The following is a 25309-nucleotide window of genomic DNA, read 5'->3' as shown; positions in this document are numbered from 1 at the left end:
CGGGCACCCGGCAAGCTTCCCCGTTTGACCAACCGGAGTTGCTATGTCCTCGCAAGAAACCATCATCCAGATCATGCCCGCCACGGGTTGGGTTGCCGTGTTCGACGAGAACGGCGACGAGAGTGCGGAAGCGCTCGTGTGCTTCGCGCTGGTGGAGTCCGTGCAGAACGGCACCACGCACCGTGACGTGCGCCCGATGCTGGTGAACGGCAAGCAGATCAGCTTTGCCGACGCCGCGCCGAATTTCCTGCGCGTGGAAGAACTCGAAACCTTCGAGGACGAAGGCGAAGAGGAAGAAGAGGAAGACGGCGAGGAATAATCCGCGCCCTTTTCGCTCCATCCCTGGCGGCCGGCAGCTTTGCCGGCCGTTTTCTTTTAGCCCGCACCACCTCGTGCGCTCACGCACATAGGTAGGCCGTCGCTACTCGCGAAACGAGCCGCGCATCGCTTCGCGCACATAGCGCCCCAGCAACATCCCAAAGACCCGGTGCGCGCCCCGGAGATTTGTATCCGAATGTATCCAGCCGCCCCGTAGGTACATGAGCTTGCAATTCCGCCGATGCGTCACACGAAGGTGATACACGGCGATGTTCTCCTAACGCCATACCCACCTGCCGGAGAACAGCCATGTCGGACCTGATCGACTCGAAGCGCCGCCGCTTCCTTGGTGCCACCGCGCTTGGCCTTGCGATTGCCCCGTTGGGCCTGTCTTCGCTCGCCAGCGCCCAGGCGGCGAAGCCAGCGCCCACCAGCGGTGGGCGTACGGCAACGAGTGGACACACCTCGTTCAAGTCCATCAAGCATGTGAAGGCCGGCGTGCTCGACGTCGCCTACGCCGAAGACGGCCCCGCCAATGGCAAACCCGTCCTGCTGCTGCACGGCTGGCCGTACGACATCTACAGCTTCGTCGACGTAGCCCCCATCCTCGCCGCCGCAGGTTACCGCGTGATCATCCCGTGGCTGCGTGGCTACGGCGACACCCGCTTTCTCTCGGCCGACACCCCGCGCAACGGACAACAGGCTGCGCTCGCGGTCGATGCCATCGCGCTACTGGACGCGCTGAAGATCGATCAGGCGATCGTCGCCGGCTTCGATTGGGGCGCACGCACCGCCGATATCCTGGCCGCGCTGTGGCCCGCACGCTGCAAAGCGCTGGTGTCGGTCAGCGGCTATCTCATCGGCAGCCAGGCGGCAAACCGCGCGCCGCTGCCTCCCAAAGCCGAACTGCAGTGGTGGTACCAGTACTACTTCGCCACCGAGCGCGGTGAAGCGGGCTACGCGAAGTACACGCACGACTTCGCACGCCTTATCTGGGAACTGGCCTCGCCGCAATGGAACTTTGACGACGCCACCTTCGCGCGTTCCGCTGCCGCCTTGGATAACCCTGATCAGGTCGCCGTTGCCATCCATAACTACCGCTGGCGCCTGGGCATCGCCGAAGGCGAGACACACTACGACGCACTGGAAACAAAGCTCGCCACGCTGCCGAACATCCAGATACCCACCATCACGCTGGAAGGCGATGCCAATGGCGCGCCACACCCCGAACCGGCCGCCTATGCGAAGCGATTCAACGGTAAGTACGAGCATCGCCTGATCAGCGGCGGCATCGGCCATAACCTGCCGCAGGAAGCTCCAGAGGCCTTCGCGCAGGCCGTGATCGACGCGGACCACCTCTGAACCGTTCCCGGGGAACACATCCATGAAAACGCTATTAGCTCTTGCCGCTGCCGGCGGCCTGGTGATCGCGGGCGTGCTGGCCGGCGTGTCACAAGCGAGCGAATCCGCCACCAGTCCAGCCTCCCCCATCTACGGCGTCTCCCTGCCTCAGGGCTACCGTCAATGGGAGTTGATTGCGCCCGCGCTGGAAGACGCACCACTCAACGAGCTGCGTGCCGTCGTCGGCAACAAGGCCGCCGTTGATGCCTATGCCCGGAACAGCCAGCCCTTTCCTGATGGCACCGTGCTGGTCAAGCTCGCATGGAAACGCCAACCGTCCGCCGAGTTCGCCACCGCAACGGTGCCTGGCGCCGCCACTACCGTTCAAGTAATGGTGAAGGATTCGAAGAAGTATGCCGCCACCGGTGGATGGGGCTTTGGCCGCTTCATCGACGGTAAGCCAGCGGATGAAGCGCAGCACCGTACCTGTTTTGCGTGCCACGCAGCGCGCGCCAGCGGGCACGATTTCGTGTTCACGCGATACGCGCCCTGAAAACGCCCGATGGAGTTGCCCATAACCCGCGGATCTGTTGCCAGAGCCGAGGGTCTGTTGGAAGATCCGCGCGGCGAGAGGCCACCGAAACCCTGTGGCCGTCTCTCACATACGATCACAGCTTCAAGTACGGGAGAACACATGACCGCGGTCACGGAACAAGACGCCACGCCACGGCTCACCCCATGAAGCCCGAAGACTTGCAGCGACTGGTCACCATGCCCATGCCCTATGGCAAGTATCAGGGCCGCCTCATCGCCGATCTCCCCGGCGCCTACCTCGCCTGGTATGCCCGCAAAGGCTTCCCGCCCGGCGACCTCGGCAACCTCCTCGCCCTGGCACTCGAACTTGATCACAACGGTTTGAAGCCGCTGCTTGATCCGTTGAGGAAGCGTAGATAGGGCTGTTCGGGCGAAGAAAGCATAAGGGGAACGGCTTTCGATCCGAAACAGATATCGTGAATCAGGTACTGCACATGCACAGGCATTGATCAAACCCACACACAGTCAGGCCGCTGATGGCCCGCCCGACATGAATGCCTCATGCAGCACTTCCGTTTCCTCGTCCGCAGGAAACATGGATTCGATGCGCAGCTCCTGGGCGGCAACACTTTGAGGCGCACCTACCGTGGTCACCATGGAAAAGTAACGGAGTGTTTTGCCGTGCTTCCTGAAACCCAAGGGAATCATGGGAAGATTTGGTGCGGAACCGTCTAGTCCTCGCTGTCGCCACGATGGATCAACCCCTGGGTACGCAAACAATTCATCCAGTAAGGTTTGGCTTCGCTCGTCCAAGACACCTCCGATCAGTTCCCGATGCACGCGCTGGATAAGGCTTCTGGCGACCGTTTCCCAATCCACGAAAAACGGCCGCATGCCTTCGGGATCAAACATGAGATGCAACATGTTCCTCGGCTTCGTGCGTGCTGCCATATCGATAAACAAGCCGAAAAAATGCGGCGATGACGCATTGGTAGCCAGCACATTCCAGTAACGATCCATGACGACGGCGGGAAAGGGATCATGCTGACGAAGCATGCGATCCACCGCCCGCGTAATGCCCTGCATTTCCTCGGCATTCCAGGCGGTTTCTGGATAGATCGGCGCATAGCCAGCCGCCAGGAATATCGCATTACGTTCGCGCAATGGAACGTCCAGTGATTGGACAATGCTCGCCAGCGCGTGGCGACTTGGCACACTGCGACCCTTTTCGATAAAGCTCAGATGCCGCTGCGACATACCCGCATCAAGCGCCAGCCCCAGTTGGCTGGCGCCGCGCATTCCTCGCCAGTGTCGCAGCAGAAGACCCAGGTCATGGGATGGATACGTCAGGTCGCTACGCATGGTGCCCATGGGATCCTCTAAGCACGTCCAACTGACGATGTGCACGATAACCGCTTGAGTGTCTCATGTGCGTTCGCCACCTACGTCTTTATCAGCACCCTCGCCCGCCCAACGACCCCTTGGATGGTCAGGCCGACGGGGCAGACCAACGGGATGCTTGGAACGCTTCTTCCAGCGGCGGATGGGTGACATTGCCCGTGTAGTTGGTGATGGTGGATGCAGCAACAATGGCAACCGTTTCCAGAAGGTGATGTTTATCAAAACCGGCCTGAAGAAACGTCGATACGTCGTGATCGCCCAAATGCCCTCGCTTCTCGATAAGCGTCCGCGCCAAGGCGGAGAGTGCGGCGTTCCTCGTATCAAGGGGATTCCGGCGCTCGCGAATAGCATGAACATCCGCATCGTCAACGCCCTCCTTTATGGCCAGGAAGGAGTGGAAGGCCACGGCCCAGGGACACTCATTCGTCACGGCATTGGTAAGCAGAACCACCTGAACCTGCTCTTCGGAAAAGCTGCCACCATGAACTTTGCCAAAGAGCCCGACAAGGCCGTCGATCAGGATGGGGGATGTGGCCATCACGCCTGCGATATTGGGGATGAAGCCAAACGCGCCCCGCAGCGCCTCCAGAGAAGGCCTGGACTGCAGTGGTGCAGATTCGATCGTATGGATGGGGAAAGATGTCATGGGTAGTCCTCGCTGAATATGTGCATCGCCATCGATATCGATGACGTGGAGGAACCTTAGGCGTGTGCATTCAACGCGCCAACTACCTGAGAGGTAATAAACCGGTCGCGATTCGCGAAAGAAAGGAGCAGCGGGTCTCGCGATATGATGAGATATCCGTCCTCGCCCCAAAGCGAACAGCCGGTTCGAAATCGCCCTCTCTTCTTACGCCCTACCAAGGATGGCCTAACTCAAATGGCAAAGATTCACTTGATCGAAGGACCAGTGGGCGCCGGCAAGTCCACGTACGTCGCGAAGCTGCGAAAGCAACACGCAGCACCAGGTTTCATTCTGGACGCGTGGTTCGTCAGGCTATACAGCCCGGATCGCCCTGCCACCAACCTGATGGAATGGTACATAGCCAGGAAAGAGCGTTGCCTGGACCAGATCTGGGAAACGGCGAAAGAGGTTCTCGACGCGAGCCATGACGTCGTCCTTGAGCTTGGACTGGTAGAAAGGACGAGTCGCGAACGTTTCTGCGCGCAAGCGCTGGAGGCCGGATACGAGCTGACCATCTACCTGTTGGATGCCCCACGAGACATCCGACGTGAACGAGTCCGCAGGCGCAACCTGGAAAAGGGCTCGACCTACGCCATGGATGTGCCTGACGCATTTTTCGAAATGGCAAGCGACCACTGGCAACCCATGGATGAGATCGAGCGCGAAATGTACGACGTTCGCGTGATCTCCTATCCGGACGAACTTGAGCCTGCTAAAACTTAGGCTAAGGTCCGCTTTCGACCCGAAGCGGATACTGTCGGTCCATCGTAGAAACGAAACTAACAGCCATCAGGCAACTGCATCGTCATGACTTCCATCAACCCTAACGACAGTGTCGTCTATCACGTTGTTATCGACGGGCTCGATCCGGAAGCGCTGCAGATGACGCTACGGCAGTTCTCCACAAGGCAGGCAGGTGCCCGCCCTCATGATCTCAATCACTATGTGTCCGTGACCTGCGACCTTGCTCAGATTGAGCAATGCTTAGCGTGGGCTGTCGTCACCATTTCAGGACGGTTCCAAGGCATCCAGGTTAAGGCCAGCATAGGAACCGATCTAAGCTGGACCGAATTCACCGTGCCACCTGAATTCTTGGGCCTGGCCTCAAAGTATGGGGCGGAATTAAAGGTGTTCTTCGCAAGCAAATATCGAACACCAGTGGTCGATAGCAACAGGGATCCGTAATGTCCGCTTCCGACCCGAAGCGGACGATCAACGGAAGCCAGAAACCGATATCTGCCAAGGGGCGGGAGATTGGAATTTTACAAGATTGAGCCGCTCATTCTCGGAATGCTTGCCTGGATAGTAGGCGGGAACCTTGTCATGCGTAGTGCCCGCAAGCGCTTAGGCATGCCAAAGCCAGCATGGAGGCGTCCGCGTCCGCCACTGAGAAAGTTGACGCTACGTGAGCTACTCATGCTCGCTGTCTGTCTGTCGGCCGGCGTGGCCGGGTTTATTGCGACCGCTCTACTATCAACGCCCTAATTTAATGTCCGCTTTCGACCCGGAGCAGACCTTGGCAATAGCCGCCATCACCCTCAGCCAGCAGATCGGCTTGCGCAGTCGCGGAAAGCCTCCTAGGCTCCGCGCGGAGAACCCCTGGAGGCATCATGACCAGAGCAACGCTACTGCTCTTTTTGCTGCTGATCGCGGGAGCGATCGGGCTGAGCTGGCGCCATTACCAGAACGCCAGGGCACTGCTGAGTGACTGGGCCGACTCCAACGGTTTGCGCATCCTGCACGCGAAATCCAACACCTTCTGGCTGTCCGTTCCGCTGTCGATGTAGCTCACCACTTCGAAGTACCAGATGATCTTTCGCATCTCTGCTTACGACGAATCCATCCATCGCATACGCACAGGCCTGGTACGACTGGGCACGCCCATATGGGGCATCATGAACCGCGACGCGATAGACGTGTTTTGGGACAACGAAAACTGAGGCTCGTCGGACGATCTATTGCTCTAAGTTTCCTGGGATTGAGCAGGATAGGCTGTTTCATTGGAAGCGGCCGCTTCCGACCCAAAGCGGATGTGCCCGCCTCTTGAATTCAAACGGACATTTGTCGAGAACGGTGACCAAACTCATCTCAAACAGGCACGCCGCGATCAAGATTTGCAAGGTTAACCATTAGCATTCTTTAGATATTTCATCTGCATAATCACTAATCTCGTCGGGAGGGAACGTGACGGATTTTTCAATCAGCAGGGCCTTAGGTTCAGGTTTTTCCCTTATTGCACGCCGACCGGGATCGGCGATTGCCTGGAGCATGGCGTACCTTCTCGTTGCGATCGCCCCGATGGCATTGTTGTTTGGCTACCTGTTGTCGGAGATGCCTTCGCTCTTCGCAAGTCTCCAACACATGGACCCGCACAAGGGACCGTCGGCCGACATGTTTCGCCTGCAAAGCCGGATGATGATGGCCAACCCGCTGATGTTCGTGACTGGGCTGGCCGGACGCGCACTTCTGGTCGGCGCCATCTATCGCAGCGTTCTTGAACCCGATAATCGCCGCTTCTTTTCTCTACGCTTCGGCGCGCAGGAGCTCTGGCTGGGTCTTGTGCTGTTCGTCTATAGCGTGATCGTTGCGTTTACGATGCTGGGGGCGATGATTGGCGGCGGTATCCTGGGTGGTTTGGCATGGCTGATCGGCGGTCTGATACCCGACCCGACCGCGGCCACTCTCACCCGTGTTGTGCTCATTGGTGGCGTTGTTATCGCTGCCATCGGCGCATGGGCATGGGTAGCGATTCGACTCTCCCTCGCCCCCGTGATGACGTTTGCCGAGAAGGAGTTTCGGTTGCACGAGTCCTGGGCATTGACGAAAGGCCATGCCTGGAAACTGACCGGCATGAGCGCCGTTCTGGCCGTGATTGCCATCACCATCGCGTTGATCATGGAATGCATCATTATTGCGATCGTCTATGCGCGGCTTGGTGGCTTCGATCAAGCCCACTTGCACGCGTTCTTCCCTCAAGGGCAAATCCCGAACGTCGTGCCCTTATTGGTCGCTCTAGCGCCGGCACTCGCTGTGGGCTTCGCGCTGGTTGGTCCATTGTTCGCCATCCTCGTGGCGCCGTTGGCATCCGTCTATAGGGATCTGAGTGAACGATGAGCTGCCGAGCGGGCAGAAGGAACGTGGGAGTGCGCGGCAATGCGAGCCTTCTGTACGAAGGCGCGTCTCCCCTGCTGTATAGGCCCGCTTTTTGAGCCAAGGCCAACGTTTCCCTTGTGCGCAAAACGTGTACGCTGCGACGGGCTGGTTGCTCATTCCGCACGCTGCATTGACGAGACAGGGTACGCGCCATGCATTTCGAACTGCCGGAAGTCAGCGCTCATTCGCTGAAAGATTTTGCCAAGCACTATTTGATGATCGTGGTCAGCATTCTGACTGCGCTTTCGCTGGAAGCATGGATCGAACACGCTCATCATGAGCGGGCGGCGAGCGAGGCCCGCGCGAGGATTGAGGCAGAGATTCATCAGAACCTGGTGGAAATCACCAAGGCCAGGGATCACGACCGTGAGCGTATCGCATCACTGGAAAAGATCCGCGACGGCCTGCTGGATGCCTTGAAATCCCACGCGTCCGCCAGCGACATCGACAAATACGTTCACAACGCCATGACCAGCGAGTTCTATCTCGATGGTCGCTGGCCCACCCTTCGCCGTGAAGCATGGGATGTTGCTGTCGCCAATCAGTCCGCCAGTTGGGTCGACACGGAACTCCTGCGTCGCTACTCCAGCATCTATGCAGAGCAGAACACCAAGGCCGCCACCATAGCCGGCGAAACGACCGCGGTGCTCAGCGAGTCGCGCATGGCGGACGCCATGATCGACATCCAGACGGGTGAGTACGAGCCACGGGAGTTGCTGCACGTCACCAATCAGATGGTGGGCCTGTTGAGCGAAGAGGTGAACGCGCTAGACGCGCTTGCGAAGGAGATCAGCGCCAGCTTCCCGGCGGCCTCCGAGACTCAGGTCGCCCATGTACCGGCAGCCAGCCCCTCGGTCGGCAATGGTTGAGTCATGGGGAAAATCATGAGTCCGCGGGCGAGGCATCCGCATCAAGGTACGTCCACGTATCCGCACCATCGAACCGCCGTACTTCAATGCCATCAATCAGCGCTGGATCGACATTGCGCATGTTGACGCCAAACCCCTGCCCCGCCTCGGCAAGCAGCGGCTCCCAGTGGGTGACACAACCACAGACGGCGCAATGCATAGTGCGGATAGTGCGCTTGCCCCACACATACGCCGCCAGGCTCTCTCGCCCCGAAACCGTGACCGCGTGGGATTCATAGAGCACCCATAGCGCTCCATAGCGCCTGCAAATCGAGCAATTGCAGTTGATCAGATGCACCGGCGCGGAAAGAACCTGAAGTCGAACCGCTCCGCAATGGCAGCTTGCAGCGAGCATGTAGTGGACTCCCGAGTTTTACGTGGCATCGATGAAAGCAACGGCGTGCGCGGCCGAGAGCACCATCACGTACATGGCAGCGATTCACCCATGTGAAACCGCCGCCATGTCCTTTCGGGCGTCGTCGCGTTCAGCGCAACTGCTGGATACGGAGCATATTGCCGGCCGGATCACGGACGGCGCAATCGCGCACGCCGTATGGCTGGTCGGTCGGCTCCTGCACAATGTCGGCATCCTGCGCCTGCAATCGCTCGAAGGCACCTGCAAGGTCGTGGGTAGCGAGCAGGATCATGCCGAAGGTGCCTTTGGCCATCATCTCGGCAATGGTGCGGCGCTCGTCGTCGGTGACACCGGGGCTGGCCTCCGGCGGATACAGCACGATAGAGGTAGCAGGCTGGCCTTTCGGGCCGACCGTGATCCAGCGCTTGCCACCATAACCAACGTCGTTGCGTACCTCGAAACCGAGGGTGTCGCGGTAGAAGACCAACGCGGCATCGGGGTCGTTCTGGGGGAGGAAACTGGAATGAATCTGGATGTCCATGGCGCTCTCTCAGTGGGTGGTGAAGTCCATGGGGATCAGTCTAATTCCGGCTCCCGGGGCGGCGCTTCTCGATTCCTGATCGGTCGCGTCACCTGCTTGGCGACGCACGACGGCATGCCCTGCGTTGCATGCGCCTGCTCGCGCCGGTAAGTGCTGGGGGACATACCGACCAGTTCGGTAAACCGCGTACTGAAGGTGCCAAGCGAGGAGCACCCCACCTCGAAGCAGACCTCGGTAACGCTAAGCTCGCCCCTGCGCAGCAAAGCCATCGCGCGCTCGATCCGCCGCGTCATCAGATACGAATACGGCGATTCGCCATAAGCCTGGCGGAACTGGCGACTGAGATGCCCCGCCGACATGTGCACGCCGCTGGCCAGTGCCTCCACGTCCAGCGGTTGCGCGTACTCCCGGTCGATCCGGTCGCGCACGCGACGCAGCCGCGCAAGGTTACGCAGGGTCTGCGCTTCGTCGGGTCTGCTGGTCATACGCCCATCGTGTCACGACGAGAAAGTGGGCTCAAGTCGCGGTGTTGCAGTAGCACACCGGGGTGCTGGCAGAATGCGGCGATTAACGACACCACGATCGAGACAGTCCCATGGACAGCCATATTTCACCGGTTCCGCTGGAGAAGGCCTATCGCCTGCTCAACCACGGCCCCACGGTGCTCGTGTCGGCCCGCCACGACGGCATGGACAACGTCATGGCGGCCGCGTGGGCCTGCGCGCTGGATTTCGATCCGCCCAAGCTCACCGTCATCCTCGACAAGATGACCAAGACCCGTGAGCTGATCGAAAAGACCGGCTGCTTTGTCATTCAGGTGCCCACGGCAGCGCAATTGCAGCTCACGTACACCGTTGGAAATCTGGGACGCGCGCAGGTCACCGACAAACTGGAGCGCGCCGGCGTGCAGTGGTTCGACATCGACGGCCACGACCTGCCCTTTGTCGCCGGTTGCTCCGCATGGCTGGCGTGCCGGCTTATTCCCGAGCCGCACAACCAGGAAACGTACGACCTCTTTATCGGTGAAGTCGTCGGCGCATGGGCCGACAGCCGCGCCTTCGCCAACGGCCACTGGGACTATGAAAACGCCGAGCCCGCGTGGCGCAGCCTGCACTACATTGCGGGCGGACAGTTCTATGCCATCGGCGAATCGCTGAAGGCCGAACCGATCGAGTGACGGCGCGCGCTACTCATCCCAACCGAATTCCGAATAAGGCACACCGTCGAGCGCGCAGCGTATGCCTTGAACTGTGTAAGGAATCACGTTCCCAGGCAATCGAGCCGGCTCGTACCAGCCCAGATGATCGTGCTTTTCGGGTTCCATCAGTCGCCCCTCGCCCTTCCAGATATCAGCGCGAAAGAAGGCACCAAGCCACTCACTGCCGGCGTCACCGGAACGACAGTGCATGAGATGAACCAGCCGAAGTGCAGTCGGCTCGGCCAGCAGCCCGGTTTCTTCGCGGAGTTCGCGGACAGCGGCCGTCGCAAGCGGTTCGCCCCCGTCATGTGCGCCAGCGGGAAGACTCAGGCATCCATCATTCCACCCGGTATGGCTCCGTCGCAACAGCAGCACCCTACCCTCGTGCTGAACGATGACGAAGACACTCGTGGTCAATGGGAAACGCTGCCTCACTTGGCTCTCCTTGATTCGTACGCGCGGCAAGCCACATCAAATGGCGTGCTTGCCGCCATTTTCTCGAATCGCTGTGCCACCCAGCGATTCGCGCAGGCGCTCCACATACAACGCGTAGTAGTCGCCAGGCGATGCCGCACTCATGCGGGCGAGCAGTTGCACCACGGCTGCTCGCTGGTTGTCGTCAAGCGGTGCCTTCGCCACGCGCGCAAGGTCGAGCCATGCGCCGCTGAGCGTGTCCAGGTCATCGCCATCCGCAAGCTTGAGTGCTTCAGTGTAAGCGTGCGTGGCGCCGGCGACATCGCCGGCCATCTGCATGACCTCGCCGCGACGCCGCCACACGGGAGCCATGCGCGCGGGATCGTTCGGCCAGTTGGCGGCGACGGTATGCGTGGCATCGTCCAGCATCCGGGTCGCGGCATCCATCCTGCCGGCGACGGCTGCCGCGTGCGTGCAAACCAGATCCAACCGCACATGCACGGGCGCCTGCAACGGCGGCATCTGTGCGAAGTACGGCTCGCAGGTACTCAGGGCTTCGGATGGGTCGCCCCACTTGTCGTGCAGGTCGGCGTTACTTGCGTCGATAAAGCCGGTCAGTACCACTTTATTGCCCCGCCACTGTTCGGCATGGATCGACGCCTGCGCGGAACGCAGCAAGGCCGCGGCTTCGTCATGGTGCGACGAAGCTGCGAGCATATTGCCCAGGTACATTTGCGAACGCGCAACCAGAAAATGGCCCTCACCCCAGATCGCCTGCTGAGTCGCCAGCGCCTTCCTGAGCAAGGGCTCGCCCTCCGCTGGCCGAAGCAAGGTGCTGAGCATCAGGCCAGTCTGTTCTTCTGCCGCCGCCGTTTTCCAGTCCAGCTCGCCGAACTGGCGCAGGTTGTTCTCCATGCCGTCGCGCGCGGCGCGGTAGGCATCCTCGTTGCGGTTGAGCAGCAGGTAATACTGGGTCATACGCTCCATGACCGAGCCAAACTCGCTCTTGCCATAGCGCCCTCGCCACAAACTGGCGGCAGTCTGCAGGTGCATCAGATCGTCGGCATCACCGGCCGCATGCGAGTGCATGCCGAAGGCGGCGACCTGGTAGTGCGCACGCGCCAGCCGATCGGGTGAGGATTCGCCGGCAGCGGTATAGATGGCCAAGGCCTGTTTCGCATCCCGGTACGCATCGGGGTAGCGCCCCTGCCCTTCCAAGTCGGACGTACGGTCGAGCAAGGCATCCGCGTACTCGGGACTGTCCTTGCCCATCAGCGCCAGCGATTGCGCCAGCCGCGCCTCATGCAGTTTCGATGCGGCATCGGCCATACCCAGGCTGGTGGTAAGCGCGGCGAGGTCGTGCATCAACTGGAACCGTGCCTGCGGCTGGTCGGGCATGCTGCTGGTCACGCGATCCGCAGCCAATGCCACCAGTTCGTGCGCCGGCATATTGCGCGAACGCGTATCGGGAATGGGCAGCCCACGCGGATTGAACACACCCAACACAAATTGATACAGCGCCTGATTACGCGCCGCTTCGCGGCCGGCCGTGCGTGCCTGATACAGCGCCTCACCCGTCATCCCCAGCAGCGCGGCCACCGCCAGCACGCCAGCCGCCACTCCGATCTTGTGCCGACTGACGAAGCGAGAAAGTCGATAACCCGTACTCGGTCTGCGCGCCAGCACCGGCTCGCCGCGCAGATGGCGACTCACATCATCGACCAGTGCCTCGACCGTGGCGTAACGCCGATCGGGTGCCTTGTCGGTCGCTTTGAGGATGATGGTATCCAGGTCGCCGCGTAACCGCCGTTGCTGCGCGCGTTCGATGGCGCGCTCGGAGGGACGACGCAAGGTCTGGTGGAGAATGCAATGCGCCAGCGCCTGACGACCGGGTTGCGTCGGCTCGTACGGGCTCACGCCGGTCAGCAGGCGATACAGCAGCAGGCCGAGGGCATAGATATCGGACGCCACGCCAGGCCGCTCACCGCGCACCTGCTCGGGCGACGCGCCCTCCAGCGACAGCGGCGACGCACCAGCCGTCGTGAGCGCGGGCGATTCGTCATCCGCATCGAGCAGTTGCGCAATGCCGAAATCCAACAGGCGCACCTGGCCGTCGTCGTTCACCCGGACGTTGCCGGGCTTGAGGTCCCGATGGATGACCAACTGGCCGTGTGCGTACTGCACAGCGCTGCCTATCTGCAGGAACAGCGCCAGTCGCTGTTCCATGCCCAACTGCCGGCTGTCGCACCAGTCGAGCAGGTTCGCGCCCGACACGTGTTCCAGCGCCAGCCACGGCTGCCCCTGTCCGTCGACACCCGCGTCGTAGAGGCGCGCAATGTGCGGATGGTTTAGCGCGCTGAGGATCTCCCGCTCCCGCGCAAATCGTGCGCCCAGGCGACCCGTGCCGTATCCGGGCAGGGGCAGCTTCAACGCGACATGGCGTTCGAGCAAGCCATCGTCGCGATGTGCCAGCCACACTTCGGCCATGCCGCCGTAGCCGAGCAGCGAGCGCAGGCGCCAGGGGCCGACGCAATCCTGCGGCTGGTGATGGGCTGCGCCACCTGCATCGGCCGTCGTGATCGCCGGCATAGTGTCCAGAAAGCCTGCCGCTTCGGCGGCGCGTGCGGACGCCAGCAGTGCGCGCACACGCACTGCCAACGCTGGATGCGTGGCGTGCAGTGCGGAGAGCTCCGCCTCTTGCCCGGCAGGTTCCAGATCGATCAAGGCATCGAGGAGTGCCGAAACCTCGGGCCATGCTGGCGTGGTTGGCTCGCTCACTTCATGGCCTCCCACAACAGCGCACGCGCCTTCAACCAATCCCGTTGCACCGTGCGCCGGGAAACGTTCAATGCGTCGGCCGCTTCGACTTCATCAAGCCCAACGAAATAACGCAGCTCCACCACACGGACCAGGCGGGCGTCGATTTTCTCGAGATCCTGCAACGCCTCGTGCACACGAAGGATTTCCGCATCGCCATCGATCTGCGGCAACTGCGTGTCCAGCGTGACCTGCCTGAGCTCTCCACCACGACGCAACGCCGCCCGCTCACGCGCGGCATCCACCACCACTGAGCGCATGGCCTGCGCGGCGTAGCCGAAAAAATGGGCCTTGTCGTCCTTCCACACCGCATGGCGATCACGCAAACGGAACCACACCTCATGCACCAGCGACGTGGTGTTCAACAAGGTCAGCGGCTCGCCCTTGCGCAGGCGCTGGTGGGCCATGCGTTTGAGTTCGTTGTACGTCTCGGCGAGTAGGTCGCCGCTGGGCGGAGCACTGGGGGCAACGGGCATGGGGATCGGCTTCGGGCTGGGACAACGGACGCCATCGGCCATGGCACGAATTACATCGGCATGGTGCCAGATTTCTTTTGCAGGCATGGCGCTTTCGGCGGCGAAGTTCCGTATGGGGAGATAAGGCGACCTGTTCGCCGCCCCATCCGCCCGACGAAAGGACCTTCATGAAACACCCTGCCTTGCTCCTTCCCTGCCTGCTTGCCGCAGCCGTGCTCGCCGCCTGTGGCAAGCACGATGCGCCCGCTGGCGCAGCACCGACGGCTGCCGCACCCGCGCACAGCGAAGCCGGGGCACCGACTGCTCCCGAGCGCCGCGATGCCAAGCCCATGGATGCCTATGAGCTGATCGATCTCTCTCCCAGTAGCTACGCTGAGCCGGTCTATCAAGGCCTGATCCGGCAGGTACGCGCCGCGTTCTGGTCCGCTGCGCCCAAGGACATGGATAAGCTGGCCTACGACTACATCGACGCTTACCGGCAAGAGAACGACAGCTTCAAGCGCACCGATATCGTGAAGTCACATGCTGCAGAACTGGAGCAGAGTTACTCAACGGCCCGGCAACGGCAGGACTACGCCGTGCGCACCAGCTCGCTCATGCAGGTGTATCCGTACGATGCAGCCACGGGCAGCTTCAAGATCGCGTTCTCCACGGACGGCGAGAGCAGCAGCATCGGCGTGTTCAAGAACGCAGGCAATCCGCACCCTTATGGCGCGTGGAACTTCCGCTTCGTCGGCATCCCGGCCATGACCGCAGGCACGAGCTACGCCTATCACCCGAAGAACGAGGATGAGGCACGCGCCATCGAGGCGACACTGGCGTCACAGCGCAACGCCGGTGGTGGCGACTGGGTCACCGTGCTGGCCCAATACGAAGGCCATACGCTGGGCACGATCTGGGGCCCAGGCAAGGACGACACCGTCATCCTCGGTATCGACGCTATTACCGCCGTCGACCGCAAGACCGGCAAACCGCTGTTCACCCTCGGCGGCAAAGAGCTGGGCCCCATCGAGGTGAAATGCTCGACCACCCGCAAGGCACTGAACCTCGCAGCACCCGCAGCGGCCGGCGCGGGTTGGAGCATGGCCGCCTCCAGTGAATCGCCGTGCTGATGCGCGCCGCGCGCGAAACACGCTTACCCCACTTCAAGGAACACCCATGAAACGACTGCTGACGATGGCGATCGCCACACTGACTCTTGCCGCCTGCTCGTCCGGCCCCAGCACCGACGACGTCAAGGCTGCCGTGCGCAAACAGATGACTGCACTGGCCGGCAGCCAGGCGACGGAGATATACGCCAAGGAAATCGATTCGATCAAAGTGCTCGGCTGCAAGTCAGCCGACCGCGGCTACGAGTGCGACGTGCAAGGCGCGACAGGCGTACAGCGGCAACGCTTCGTCAAGACAGACGATGGCTGGGTGTTGGCGCAGTAAGCGCACTATGTCGATACCTCGCCTAAGCGAGGTATCGACCGTGCATCGACAAGGCCCATCACTGGCCGAAATAGCGGTGAATGAGCCTCAACACGCGCATCCTGTCCAGCTCAATGTCCATCGACGTGTACTGCTCCGCATCGCGATCCTATGCATTGGCGTTGAACGCATCGTGGTAGCGGACACTGGCGTCGGGTATCGGGCCAACGAAAGCCAGCGCCTGGAAGTACTCCGGCGGCACGTCAGGTAGCACCAGGCGCGGATCGGCGCGGAAACCAAAACGCCCGTAATAATCCGGATTGCCCAGCACGACGCAACCCGCCGCACCTTGCTCGCGCAACGCGTCCAGCGTCTGCCGGATGAGTCGGGAGCCCAAGCCTTCGCCCTGACGCGCAGGCAACACCGACACCGGTCCCAAGCCGAACCAACCCACGCTTCCATCCGAAAGCGATACGGGAGACATGGCGACATGCCCGACGATGGCGCCACCGTCATCCGCCACTAGCGACAAGGTGAGATGCCCCGCGTTACGCAAGGCATCGTTGATGAACTGCTCCGTATGCGACGTATGCTCGGCATCGAGGAACGCCGCCACGGTGAGCTCATGGATGGCGTCGACATCGGCAGGTGTCTCGGGGCGGATCAGCACGGTCATGAAGGGGGGCTCCAAGTAACACCCCATCTTGAGCCGGCATGCTTTACGACGCCACTACCAAAGGAACAGGAAAGGCAGCTGCGTGGGTATCTACCAACCGAAAGGAGCGGCCACCGGGAATATCAGAAACGTATCCCGCGCTATGTACACCCCTGAAATCGGGGGTGCCTGCACTGCCACCCCCGAACACAATGCACGGTGTTGAGTATCAGGGGCAGGGGCATGAGCAGCACGTGGGCGCGGCGGGTGGGGCGTGGGCTAGGTTGGCTCGCGTTGTTTGGCGTGTTTGGCTTGCCGGGCCTGGCGCAGGCATCGCCTGGGTGCCAGGCGCTCAACGGGGTATCCGGCACCATTCCCGCGAATGGCTACATCCAATTGCTGACCAACAGTCAGCAGGTCAATCAAGGCGACTACGTCACGTTGACCACGTCGGGCCAGATTTTCTATGGTGGCTCGTTCCTGCAAATGCTCGCTAACAACAACACCGTCAGTGGCACGGAGAGCGGCTCGGGCGCCAGCGCCGACAACATCGACAACTTGCTTGGCAGCCCAACGAACTACAGCATTACCTGCACATCGGTCGGTGCCACGATATCGGGCGTCAGCCCATCTTCGGCCACCGTCGGCAGCACAGTCACCCTTTCCGGCTCCGGTTTCTGGGGAACAACGCAGGTACTCTTTGGCGGCATACCCGCCACCGCATTCAGCGTTAACTACGGCGCCAGCCCGAGCATCACCGCGACCGTACCCAACGGCTCAGGTACGGTCGCGATCACCGTGGTTACCGACACGGGCACTTATAGCGGTGGGACATTCAAGTTCCTCCCACCCAGCGCAGGATCAGCAAGCGCCAGCGTGGCGTTCAACAGTAGCAACAACCCCATCACACTCAACCTCGGTGGTAATCCCACCTCGGTGACGGTGGCCAGCGCACCGTCTCACGGTACGGCAAACGCCGCCGGCACGGTGATCACGTATACGCCTACGACGGGTTACACCGGGACGGACAGCTTCACCTATGTGGCCAGCAATGCCGCCGGCACCTCGACTGCCGCCACGGTAACCATCACGGTCAGTCCACCGCCGGCACCCACTGTCACTGCCGCGTCGGCAACGACGGCGTACAACACGGCGACCAGCATTAATCTCGCAAGCGCGATTTCCGGCCTGAACATCACCGGCGTCAACATCGCTGCCGCGCCCTCGCACGGTACCGTCAGCGTATCGGGTGAAACGGTGACCTATAAGCCATCCGCAACGTTTTACGGCGGTACCGACAGTTTCACCTATACGGCGACGAACGCGGGAGGAACCTCTTCCCCCGCCACGGTCACCGTAAACGTAGGCACGGTGGGCACGCCGACCGTATCAGGCCATGCGGCCACGACACCGTACAACACGCCCACCAACATCAACCTGGCTAGTTTGATTTCGGGAGCGGGCATCACGGCGGTGCACATCGTCAATGCACCATCGCACGGCACGGCAAGTCTTTCGGGCCAGACCGCAACGTACACGCCTTCCGCCACGTTCTATGGCGGCACCGACAGCTTCACCTACACGGCAACCAATGCGGGTGGCACATCGGCTACGGCAACCATCACGATAACCATCGGCACCGTGCCCGCGCCAACGGCTACGGCGAAGACGGTTACCACGCCCTACAACACGTCGATGAGCATCGATCTCTCCACTGCCCTATCGGGGGCAGACATCACCGGCATCGACATCGCCGGCGCGCCTACGCATGGCAGTGCTAGCGTCACGGGTAACACGGTGACGTACACGCCATCGGCCACGTTCTACGGCGGCACCGACAGCTTCACCTATACCGCGATCAATCCGGGCGGACATTCGGCACCCGCCACCGTGACGATTACGGTGACGCCGCTGAACGGGCCGACCGCCCCGCCACTCTCCGTCGCCACCACGAAGGCAACGCCCGTACTCATCGAAGCGGCAGCCGTGGCCAACAGTACACAACCCTTGACCGGCGCCAGCGTGGCGACGCAACCGATGCATGGCTCCGCCACGGTCAGCGGCGAGCAGATCCTCTACACGCCCGTTGCAGGCTTCGTGGGTACGGACAGTTTCAGCTATCAACTGAGCAACCATTTCGGCACGTCGACGCCCGGCACTATCACGGTCACTGTAACTGCCGCCGGCAGCGCTGCCGGCCTGAGCCAGACCGTGACCACGCGGCCGGGCAGCACGGTGTCGGTGAATCTGGCTGGAATCGCGCCCGGCACTTACGCATCATCGGCGTTGCTTGGATTGTCGCCTGCCAGTGCAGGCAGCACGACCTTGAGCCAACCTGCAACGTTGACCTTCACGCCCGCCTCGACCTTCCACGGCCTGGTACAGATAACGGCCGTGCTGATCTCCGCCAATGGGCAGTCGCAAGTGGTCGATGTACTGGTGCTGGTGAGCAGTCAGCCTGATCCGTCGCACAACCCGGATGCATTGGGCTTGATCAACGCACAGACCATGCAGGCCGAACGGTTCGCGCAGAACCAGCTAAGCAATATTCAGAGCCGGCTGGACAGCCTGCATGACGGAAATACCTCAGCAAGCTTCAGCAACCATCTATCCATTAGCTTGGATGGCAAGCCACTGCAGGCAACCGGCGATACGGCATCCAGCGCCGGGCGAACGCCGACTTCCGGGGCCTCGACACCTATCGGCGCTCGCCCGGGCATGGGCGCCGCAGAAAGCGCTATAGCCAGCGCGGATACGCCGCCTCAAGCCAAGGCCCCAGCGCCCACCACGCAAGCATCCTCTGGCCTTGGCGTGTGGATCGATGGCGCGGCGAACTTCGGCTCGTTCGATACGTACCGGCAATCGGCCGGCTTCGACTCGGACACCATCGCGGTGAATACCGGTATTGACCAGCGGATCGGCGAGCACGCCCTGGTGGGCTTCAGCCTTGGCTATAACCACGACCACAGCGATATCGGCAACGACGGCACCCGCAGCGTCGCACAGGGTTACAGCGCTGCCATCTACGGTAGCTACCAACCGCTATCACAGGTGTATATCGACGGTGTTCTGGGCGGTGGCGGCCTGCGTTTCGATAGCCGGCGCTATGCTGCTGACAGCGGCACCGGGCTCCTCGGCCAACGCAACGGCAGCCAGTGGTTCGCCTCGCTTACGGCGGGATACGAATACAAAACCAGCGTGTGGTCGATGTCGCCTTACGGTCGACTGGCATGGTCGCTGTCTTCGCTCAACGGCTACTCGGAAAGCGGTGATGCCGCCGAAGCACTGGCCTATGGTGCACAAACGGTACGCAGTTCGCAGGTGGTCGCCGGTATACGTGCCAGCGGCACGATTCCCTGGAAGGACAGCATGTTCATACCGCACGTGCGCCTGGAGGTCGGCCATGATTTCCAAGGCACCAGCGACACCGCACTGAGCTATGCCTTCGTGCCATCGGCGGGCTCCTGGAATGTGCTGAGCAACCCTTATTCGGCCAATGGCACCGCGGTGCAAGCCGCTTTCGGCGGTGACCTGCAACTCTCGAACCACCTGATGATCACCACCGAATACCAATACCTGTTGATGCCGCATGCACATGACCAGGGCATACGCATCGGCCTGAGCAAACAGTTCTAAGCGTTGGACGCCAAGGGCGCGTCGAAGTTCAGACGCGTCCCCTGCCCCGGCGATGTGGTGAGTCGCAACCTCGCGCCGAGGCGGCTGGCGCGAGCGTGCAGGCTCGGCAGGCCTGCGCCCTGAGTGGCCAGGCTTGCTGCATCAAATCCGCGCCCGTCATCGCGAACATCCACGGCAAGGTATTCGCCCTCGCAACGGACGGACACCCGCACCCGCGATGCACCGCTGTGCTTGAGTACGTTGGTCAACGCCTCCTGAAGGAAGCGCAGCAACTCCAGCACCCGCATGGCGCCGAGGCGAATACCGTCCACGCCTTCCACGGTCCACGAACTTTCCATCGCCATGGCCTCGAAGCGTTCACTCCAGCGATGTCGCAGCGGAGCGATCAAACCGGCCAGATCGATGTCCTGCTCGTGCGTCGTCGTGTCGATGATCAGGCGCAGATCGTCCCGTAGTTCCTTCAGTGTGGCGACGACCTGCGCCGGGCCGACCGGGCGCCCTGGATGCTCCAGCGCTGAAATCGCTGCAACCAGACTGCCGCCGAACCCATCGTGCAAGTCGCGAACCAGATTGAGGCGTTCGCCGATACGCGCGTTATTCAAGGCCAGGTGATGCTCACGCCCCAGCGTTTCGGTCAACTGCCGGGTGGCGGCGTCCACTTCGCGCTGTAATTCCACGGCAAAATTTTCAGCTCGCCGCATGGCCGCCGCAAACCGATAGGCAAGTGCGAAACCCAAGCCAATGATCGTCAATGGCGATGTCACGGTCATCAAATACGTTTGGTCGTGAATGACACCGAAGAACAAAAGCATGTCGTGCGCGGAGACGAACAGGGGAATCAACAGACTCGCGGCAAGCACATAGCCATCCGTGCGTCGGCGTCGCAGCGAGTAGCCCAGGAAACCAAACACCGCCGCGTAGTACGTGCCGCAGCCAAAGACGAACGCGACGGCGCGATGGTGCCCAACCCAGATCGGCCATGCCATGGCTGCTATGCCTAACACCACGCATAGCACCAACAGCGTTCGTTCGGTGCGTGGCCATCGGTGGCCGGCATAGCGAAGCAGGAAGATCGAAAAGGTCACCGATGCCGCGACATAAGCCGCTGCATTGACCGCTTCCCAAGCGTCGGTATTGTCAAACGGCCACGGACTGTAGGCGACGAAGTTGAACGAATAGAGCGACCAGAACAACGTGCACAGCACATACCAGCCGTAGTAGGTGTCTTTGCGCCGAAACAACCAGAGGATGAGGAACAATCCGCCGAACACCAGCCCCACGGATTGGCCGAACAACTGCATGTCGTAGCGCCAGAACTCACCCCGGCGTTGTCGCGCCTGTACCAACTCGGGCACCCCGACCGTGACGACGCCCAGCCCCGACTGATAGGCGCCCAAACCCGACACACGCACCCAAAGCGTGTTTTCTCCCTGGCGCAGCAGTGGCTTGTCGAGCAGAAAATACTGCGGCCGAACCCACACGCGCGACAGCGGTTCGACCAGATGATCATCGCGGTAGACCAGGCTACCGTTGACGTAAAGCGCGTAGGCCGAGCTGACATAGTCGATCAGCAAACCTACCGGCCGGTCGGCACTCGCCTGATTCCAATGCAGGCGGTACCACACGACACCATCGTGCTGTGGCCAGCGTCCATCCCACGTATCGACGAGTTGGACGGGCGTCCAGCCTTCCGCCGGTGGCGATGGCGATAGCCAATCCGCGGTTGCCGCATCGGCGGACCGAAGATCCATCGTGGCAGCGGCAGCCGGCGCGGACTCCTGCGCAAAGGCTGGAAACGCGAGCATGGCGCATACCAGCCACAGGGCGAGCAGCGCGCGCATGTCTAGAGCAACCCCATCGCCTTGGCTTCGAAAACAGCAGCCGTGCGGGAGCTCACCGCCAGCTTGCGATAAATGCTCTTCGTGTAGCCTTCGATGGTAAAGCGCGAAAGGCTGGTGAGATTCGCGATCTCGCGATTGCTGAATCCACGCGCCACAAATTGCAGGATCTCCGACTCTCGCTCCGAGAGCGAAATATCGCGTTTACCCGGCGAATCGGTGGTCGCAAGCGCTGGCGTCGCATCGTCTCTGGATGCGAGCGAAACATGGGCGAGAATGCGGCGCGCGAGCAGCGGATCAATCAAGGCACCGCCACGACGAATGCTCTGCAGTGCCGCGCGAAGTTCAACGTCGTCGCGCTCTTTCATCAGGTAACCGACAGCCCCGGAACGCAACGCCGCCAGTGCGACTTCCTCGTGTCCCCAGGCCGAGATGGCCACCGTCGTCGTGTTGGGATGATGCGTTTCCACCCAGTCGATCAACTCAAGCCCGCTTCCATCCGGCAGCCCGATATCGACCAGGGCAAGACGCGGCTTCAACGAAGAAACGACAGCCTTGGCAGCGGCCACACTGCTTACGACAGTGACATCATCCGCCGTGCCAACCAATTCCAGCAGAAGACGCGCAAGACGATGCTGCGTCGCTTCATCATCTTCGACGATGAGCGCCGGCCGGAATGCGATGTGCTCTTCTGTGGAATCCACGCGCCCCCCATCGGCCGATCCGGCCAAGCGACGTTCGAGGGCGATCATAGTTTGGCGACACCCACCAGACCACGGTTTTCTGCTGGCATGCAGTTCGGCGACGATTCCCTGCCGCGGCCCCGCAGCGCGTGGGCCTGAGCCGAAGGGCTGCGGAGCGGCAACACCATGTCGTTTGCTATCAATGAGATAAGGCGATACCCGACGAGCCACCAGCGGGGCGAAGACGTATCCGCCCTCACCCCGCGCTTCCTTCCGAATATCAGTTGTCGTCGCCGCTCAGCAACGAGCCCACGATGCCGCCCAGCAGTGCACCACCGACGGTAGCCCGCCCGGTGCCGCTGCCGCCCTCACTGCCGGGAAGATACTCGGCGATCTGGTGCGCCAGGCGCGAGATGGGCAAGGTCTGCAGCCACACCGTGCCAGGACCGGTCAACGCGGCGAGGAAGATGCCATCGCCACCGAAGATGGCGTTCTTGATGCCGGGCACCGTGGTGATCTGGAAGTTGACCGACGCCTGGAACGCGCCGACGTGCCCCGGATGCACGCGCAGGGTTTCGCCGGGAGCCAGATCCTTGCGGATCAGTTCGCCAGAGAGCTCCAGCCACGCCGTGCCCGAGCCGCCGATCTTTTGCAGCACAAAACCGTTGCCGCCAAAGATGCCTGCACCCAGCGACTGCTGAAAGCCGACGCCGATGGTGACTTGCGGCGTTGCGCAAAGAAAACCATGCCGATGAACCAGGTATTCGTCACTCGGACTCACCGAGATCGGCACGATGTGGCCCGGCACCTTGGTGGCGAATGCCACTTCGCCGGGCGATTGCGCGGCACGATACTCAGTCATGAACAGGCTGCCGCCGGCGACCACACGCTTGAACATGCCGAACAGGCCACCGCCGCCGCCCATCTGCGTGTGCGTGGTCATCTGGATGGAAGAAGTCATCCACGAAAGCTCGCCACTCTCGGCGAAAACGCTTTCGTTGGGTTCAAGCCGTACTTCCAGTACGGGCATCACGGTGCCCTGAATACGAGTCTGCATGAGCTGGTCTCTTGATGATGGACGAGGGCTGCCCGGTGTTGAAAAGCGTGTACCGGTTCCGGATCGGGGCGGACATTACCGCCACCACGAAGTGACCGCCAGCTATCCGTGTGGCGACATGGCTGCAACGCAGACAGGCACCGCAAAGCGCAAGAAATTGAGCCTTACATGAAGCCAACGACGTCATAGCCGCGCCTGGTGGACAAGTGGCACACTGGCCACGGCTATCCTGCAGCGACGTCTCAACGCTGGCGCGCTCAGCAACGTTGCAATCACCTCGTATTGGCATCAGCGCCGCCCCACCTGGATCGGGTACGGCTTTCATAGGGAACATGACCATGACTCTTTCCACACAGAAAAAATTGGCGATCGGGCTCGGCGGCATCGTGGGACTTCCCGTGCTTCTCGGCGCAACCTATGTGCTGATACTCAGCGCTGCAAAGCTGGAATGGGGCGGCTCCAAACCGAACGAAAAGCTCCTTGGAACAGCCGAGTCTGCCTATCTGCGAAACATGGATCAGTACTGCACGGGGGTCACCACGACACCGGCATCGACCTGGCTGGTCGGCAAGATGGACGACGATGTTCCGGATGAGCTCAAGAAGCTCAAAGCCGTCGACATGGATGCGCTGTTGCAAAGCACGCCGCCGGGAAACAACGCCAAGGACGACTCGCAGACGGATTCGTCGCCATCGTTCTCCGGCTACGCCCTCAGCGATCATTCCAAGCAAAGTTACATATCGCGCCTTGATGACGCAGGCCATTTCAAGCTGGTCGCCACCGTGGGCGAGGATGCCTGCCTGATCACCAGTGCCGATGGTGCGCACGTCTTTCTGCTGACGGGCCTCGATGCGCCGCAAGGCGACACGCTGCTCCGACAGTCGGCCGTCTTTCGTTCCGATGATCAGGGCAAGAGCTGGCAATGGCTCAAGGACGGTTTTTTTCCACAGGCGAACCTCGTCGCGTGGGCGATGCAGCCCCAGTTTTTCAAGGGTGACCAGGTCTGGGTCTGGGATGCCCCCAATGGCGACACCCAGGGTATCGGCCTTTTCTATTCGGCCGACCTGGGCAAGACCGTTGTTCCGGTGGAAACCACATCGCCCATCGGTGTTTCCGACGACGAGGCGCAGAAACACCTTCCCGCCGATGCATCGATCAGTGACGGCGACACCAAGCGCGTCATCCGGCAGTTGGACGACACCCACGCCGTCGGCTGGCTATCGCAATACTTCGATGCGAGTTGGCCAGACAGCGACAAGCGAGCGCGCTACAGCGTGACGACACGCCTGCAGCTATCCAGGGATGGAAACACCTGGAAAATCACCAGCTCGACCCGCGACGACGGTCTCTATCTGGAGAAGCTGACCGAAAATCCCCAGGGGGATTTTTATGCGGTCACCTCGCGCGATCAACGAAACACGCAGGCCATCGAGCGTTTCAATGTCGGCACCGGCAAGTGGGAAGAACAAGGCTCCTTGCCCAGTCCGTTCTGGCCGCTGGATAACCTGACCACGCTGCGCAGCAATGCCACCTACACGTTCTCGGTGGGTGCAAAAAGCATCGTGGTGACGACGGACAGCGAGTACACGGCCCCTCGCCTGCTCACTCCCTTCGATCAGCATGAAGCCCATATTTCTGGCGACGCGAATTACTACTCCACCAACGGCGGCAAAAGCTGGAAGAAGCTGGGCCTGCAGGGGTACCTGGGCATCCTCGGTTTCGACCCGGCCCATGATCGAGTCGTGGGTGCCCATGGCGACGGGTTTAGCGGTCGCGACCCCAACATCTATACCTATGACTTGGCCCCTTGATGGCGGGTGCCGCACCCACGTCGACGCAAAGCCATGCTTCACAGGCAAACTAGGTCCGTGCTTTCAATAACCTGC

The 25309-nt window shown here is 61.4% G+C and carries 27 protein-coding genes; 15 read left to right on the top strand and 12 right to left on the bottom strand.

The window, feature by feature from the left end:
* The first annotated feature begins 43 nt into the window (after nucleotides 1-43).
* From DYST_RS22890 to DYST_RS22875, 4 genes are all read left to right on the top strand, one after another.
* Entirely contained in the window at nucleotides 44-319 is a 276-nt protein-coding gene (locus DYST_RS22890; protein ID WP_102303601.1) for a hypothetical protein, read from the top strand.
* Nucleotides 320-627: 308 nt separating this feature from the next.
* Nucleotides 628-1680, top strand: coding sequence for an alpha/beta fold hydrolase (locus tag DYST_RS22885; protein ID WP_239948747.1), 1053 nt, complete (start codon nucleotides 628-630; stop codon nucleotides 1678-1680).
* A 22-nt stretch (nucleotides 1681-1702) separates the two neighbouring features.
* Nucleotides 1703-2212 (top strand): cytochrome P460 family protein, encoded by a 510-nt coding sequence (locus DYST_RS22880; RefSeq protein WP_239948745.1) that lies wholly within the window; start codon nucleotides 1703-1705, stop codon nucleotides 2210-2212.
* A 185-nt stretch (nucleotides 2213-2397) separates the two neighbouring features.
* On the top strand, nucleotides 2398-2613 hold the full coding sequence (locus DYST_RS22875) for a DUF3820 family protein (RefSeq protein WP_102303598.1): 216 nt from the start codon (nucleotides 2398-2400) through the stop codon (nucleotides 2611-2613).
* Between the two features lie 105 nt (nucleotides 2614-2718).
* Here DYST_RS22875 and DYST_RS22870 read toward each other — a convergent pair whose 3' ends face one another.
* Nucleotides 2719-3564: a helix-turn-helix domain-containing protein gene (locus DYST_RS22870; protein WP_239948743.1), complete on the bottom strand. Its 846-nt coding sequence runs from the start codon at nucleotides 3562-3564 to the stop codon at nucleotides 2719-2721.
* A gap of 118 nt (nucleotides 3565-3682) precedes the next feature.
* Nucleotides 3683-4240, bottom strand: coding sequence for a carboxymuconolactone decarboxylase family protein (locus tag DYST_RS22865; protein WP_239948741.1), 558 nt, complete (start codon nucleotides 4238-4240; stop codon nucleotides 3683-3685).
* 234 nt (nucleotides 4241-4474) lie between these two features.
* Here DYST_RS22865 and DYST_RS22860 point away from each other — a divergent pair, with 234 nt between their 5' ends.
* The 6 genes from DYST_RS22860 to DYST_RS22840 all read left to right on the top strand — a co-directional run bounded on the left by DYST_RS22860 (nucleotide 4475) and on the right by DYST_RS22840 (nucleotide 8301).
* On the top strand, nucleotides 4475-5002 hold the full coding sequence (locus DYST_RS22860; RefSeq protein ID WP_239948739.1) for an AAA family ATPase: 528 nt from the start codon (nucleotides 4475-4477) through the stop codon (nucleotides 5000-5002).
* Between the two features lie 84 nt (nucleotides 5003-5086).
* On the top strand, nucleotides 5087-5464 hold the full coding sequence (locus DYST_RS22855; RefSeq protein ID WP_239948737.1) for a hypothetical protein: 378 nt from the start codon (nucleotides 5087-5089) through the stop codon (nucleotides 5462-5464).
* A gap of 425 nt (nucleotides 5465-5889) precedes the next feature.
* Nucleotides 5890-6066 (top strand): hypothetical protein, encoded by a 177-nt coding sequence (locus tag DYST_RS22850; protein ID WP_239948736.1) that lies wholly within the window; start codon nucleotides 5890-5892, stop codon nucleotides 6064-6066.
* 21 nt (nucleotides 6067-6087) lie between these two features.
* Nucleotides 6088-6219, top strand: coding sequence for a hypothetical protein (locus DYST_RS24115; protein WP_275666896.1), 132 nt, complete (start codon nucleotides 6088-6090; stop codon nucleotides 6217-6219).
* A 244-nt stretch (nucleotides 6220-6463) separates the two neighbouring features.
* Nucleotides 6464-7393, top strand: coding sequence for a hypothetical protein (locus DYST_RS22845; protein WP_239948734.1), 930 nt, complete (start codon nucleotides 6464-6466; stop codon nucleotides 7391-7393).
* A gap of 191 nt (nucleotides 7394-7584) precedes the next feature.
* A complete protein-coding gene (locus tag DYST_RS22840) occupies nucleotides 7585-8301 on the top strand; it encodes a hypothetical protein (RefSeq protein WP_239948732.1) in 717 nt (238 codons plus the stop codon).
* Nucleotides 8302-8314: 13 nt separating this feature from the next.
* Here the strand turns inward: DYST_RS22840 and DYST_RS22835 are convergent, their stop codons facing one another.
* From DYST_RS22835 to DYST_RS22825, 3 genes are all read right to left on the bottom strand, one after another.
* A complete protein-coding gene (locus DYST_RS22835) occupies nucleotides 8315-8695 on the bottom strand; it encodes a GFA family protein (RefSeq protein ID WP_239948730.1) in 381 nt (126 codons plus the stop codon).
* Between the two features lie 130 nt (nucleotides 8696-8825).
* Nucleotides 8826-9236 (bottom strand): VOC family protein, encoded by a 411-nt coding sequence (locus DYST_RS22830; RefSeq protein WP_239948729.1) that lies wholly within the window; start codon nucleotides 9234-9236, stop codon nucleotides 8826-8828.
* A 35-nt stretch (nucleotides 9237-9271) separates the two neighbouring features.
* Nucleotides 9272-9721: a helix-turn-helix transcriptional regulator gene (locus DYST_RS22825; RefSeq protein ID WP_239948727.1), complete on the bottom strand. Its 450-nt coding sequence runs from the start codon at nucleotides 9719-9721 to the stop codon at nucleotides 9272-9274.
* Between the two features lie 110 nt (nucleotides 9722-9831).
* Between DYST_RS22825 and DYST_RS22820 the strand changes: the two genes are divergently transcribed.
* Nucleotides 9832-10413 carry a flavin reductase family protein gene (locus DYST_RS22820; protein WP_239948725.1) on the top strand — a complete coding sequence of 194 codons (582 nt, stop codon included), beginning with the start codon at nucleotides 9832-9834 and terminating at the stop codon, nucleotides 10411-10413.
* A 9-nt stretch (nucleotides 10414-10422) separates the two neighbouring features.
* Here DYST_RS22820 and DYST_RS22815 read toward each other — a convergent pair whose 3' ends face one another.
* From DYST_RS22815 to DYST_RS22805, 3 genes are read right to left on the bottom strand one after another with little or no spacing between them, the layout of a single operon-like run.
* Nucleotides 10423-10869 carry an NUDIX hydrolase gene (locus DYST_RS22815; RefSeq protein WP_239948723.1) on the bottom strand — a complete coding sequence of 149 codons (447 nt, stop codon included), beginning with the start codon at nucleotides 10867-10869 and terminating at the stop codon, nucleotides 10423-10425.
* 36 nt (nucleotides 10870-10905) lie between these two features.
* Nucleotides 10906-13626, bottom strand: a complete 2721-nt coding sequence (locus DYST_RS22810) for a serine/threonine-protein kinase (protein ID WP_239948722.1) — start codon at nucleotides 13624-13626, stop codon at nucleotides 10906-10908.
* The gene (locus tag DYST_RS22805; RefSeq protein WP_239948720.1) at nucleotides 13623-14228 is read right to left on the bottom strand and encodes an ECF-type sigma factor; all 606 of its coding nucleotides are present in this window, start codon (nucleotides 14226-14228) and stop codon (nucleotides 13623-13625) included. The genes DYST_RS22810 and DYST_RS22805 overlap by 4 nt, the downstream gene beginning before the upstream one ends.
* A gap of 80 nt (nucleotides 14229-14308) precedes the next feature.
* Between DYST_RS22805 and DYST_RS22800 the strand changes: the two genes are divergently transcribed.
* A complete protein-coding gene (locus DYST_RS22800) occupies nucleotides 14309-15253 on the top strand; it encodes a hypothetical protein (protein WP_239948718.1) in 945 nt (314 codons plus the stop codon).
* Between the two features lie 46 nt (nucleotides 15254-15299).
* The gene (locus tag DYST_RS22795; protein ID WP_239948716.1) at nucleotides 15300-15575 is read left to right on the top strand and encodes a hypothetical protein; all 276 of its coding nucleotides are present in this window, start codon (nucleotides 15300-15302) and stop codon (nucleotides 15573-15575) included.
* A 148-nt stretch (nucleotides 15576-15723) separates the two neighbouring features.
* On the opposite strand, the gene DYST_RS22790 is transcribed toward DYST_RS22795, so the two are convergent.
* Complete coding sequence (locus tag DYST_RS22790) at nucleotides 15724-16230, bottom strand: GNAT family N-acetyltransferase (protein WP_239948714.1); 507 nt, start codon at nucleotides 16228-16230, stop codon at nucleotides 15724-15726.
* A gap of 222 nt (nucleotides 16231-16452) precedes the next feature.
* Between DYST_RS22790 and DYST_RS22785 the strand changes: the two genes are divergently transcribed.
* A complete protein-coding gene (locus DYST_RS22785) occupies nucleotides 16453-19845 on the top strand; it encodes an Ig-like domain-containing protein (RefSeq protein WP_239948712.1) in 3393 nt (1130 codons plus the stop codon).
* Here the strand turns inward: DYST_RS22785 and DYST_RS22780 are convergent.
* From DYST_RS22780 to DYST_RS22770, 3 genes are read right to left on the bottom strand one after another with little or no spacing between them, the layout of a single operon-like run.
* Nucleotides 19842-21686 carry a sensor histidine kinase gene (locus DYST_RS22780; protein WP_239948702.1) on the bottom strand — a complete coding sequence of 615 codons (1845 nt, stop codon included), beginning with the start codon at nucleotides 21684-21686 and terminating at the stop codon, nucleotides 19842-19844. The genes DYST_RS22785 and DYST_RS22780 overlap by 4 nt on opposite strands.
* A 2-nt stretch (nucleotides 21687-21688) precedes the next feature.
* Nucleotides 21689-22597, bottom strand: coding sequence for a response regulator (locus DYST_RS22775; protein WP_239948700.1), 909 nt, complete (start codon nucleotides 22595-22597; stop codon nucleotides 21689-21691).
* A gap of 49 nt (nucleotides 22598-22646) precedes the next feature.
* Nucleotides 22647-23423 (bottom strand): TIGR00266 family protein, encoded by a 777-nt coding sequence (locus DYST_RS22770; protein ID WP_239948698.1) that lies wholly within the window; start codon nucleotides 23421-23423, stop codon nucleotides 22647-22649.
* Nucleotides 23424-23761: 338 nt separating this feature from the next.
* Between DYST_RS22770 and DYST_RS22765 the strand changes: the two genes are divergently transcribed.
* Nucleotides 23762-25234 (top strand): hypothetical protein, encoded by a 1473-nt coding sequence (locus DYST_RS22765; protein ID WP_239948696.1) that lies wholly within the window; start codon nucleotides 23762-23764, stop codon nucleotides 25232-25234.
* Nucleotides 25235-25309 lie beyond the last annotated feature (75 nt).

The sequence above is a fragment of the Dyella terrae genome, from assembly GCF_022394535.1.
Classification (GTDB): domain Bacteria; phylum Pseudomonadota; class Gammaproteobacteria; order Xanthomonadales; family Rhodanobacteraceae; genus Dyella.
Note: the sequence above shows the minus strand (reverse complement) of the source record. Positions and strands in the feature narration are given on the sequence as shown.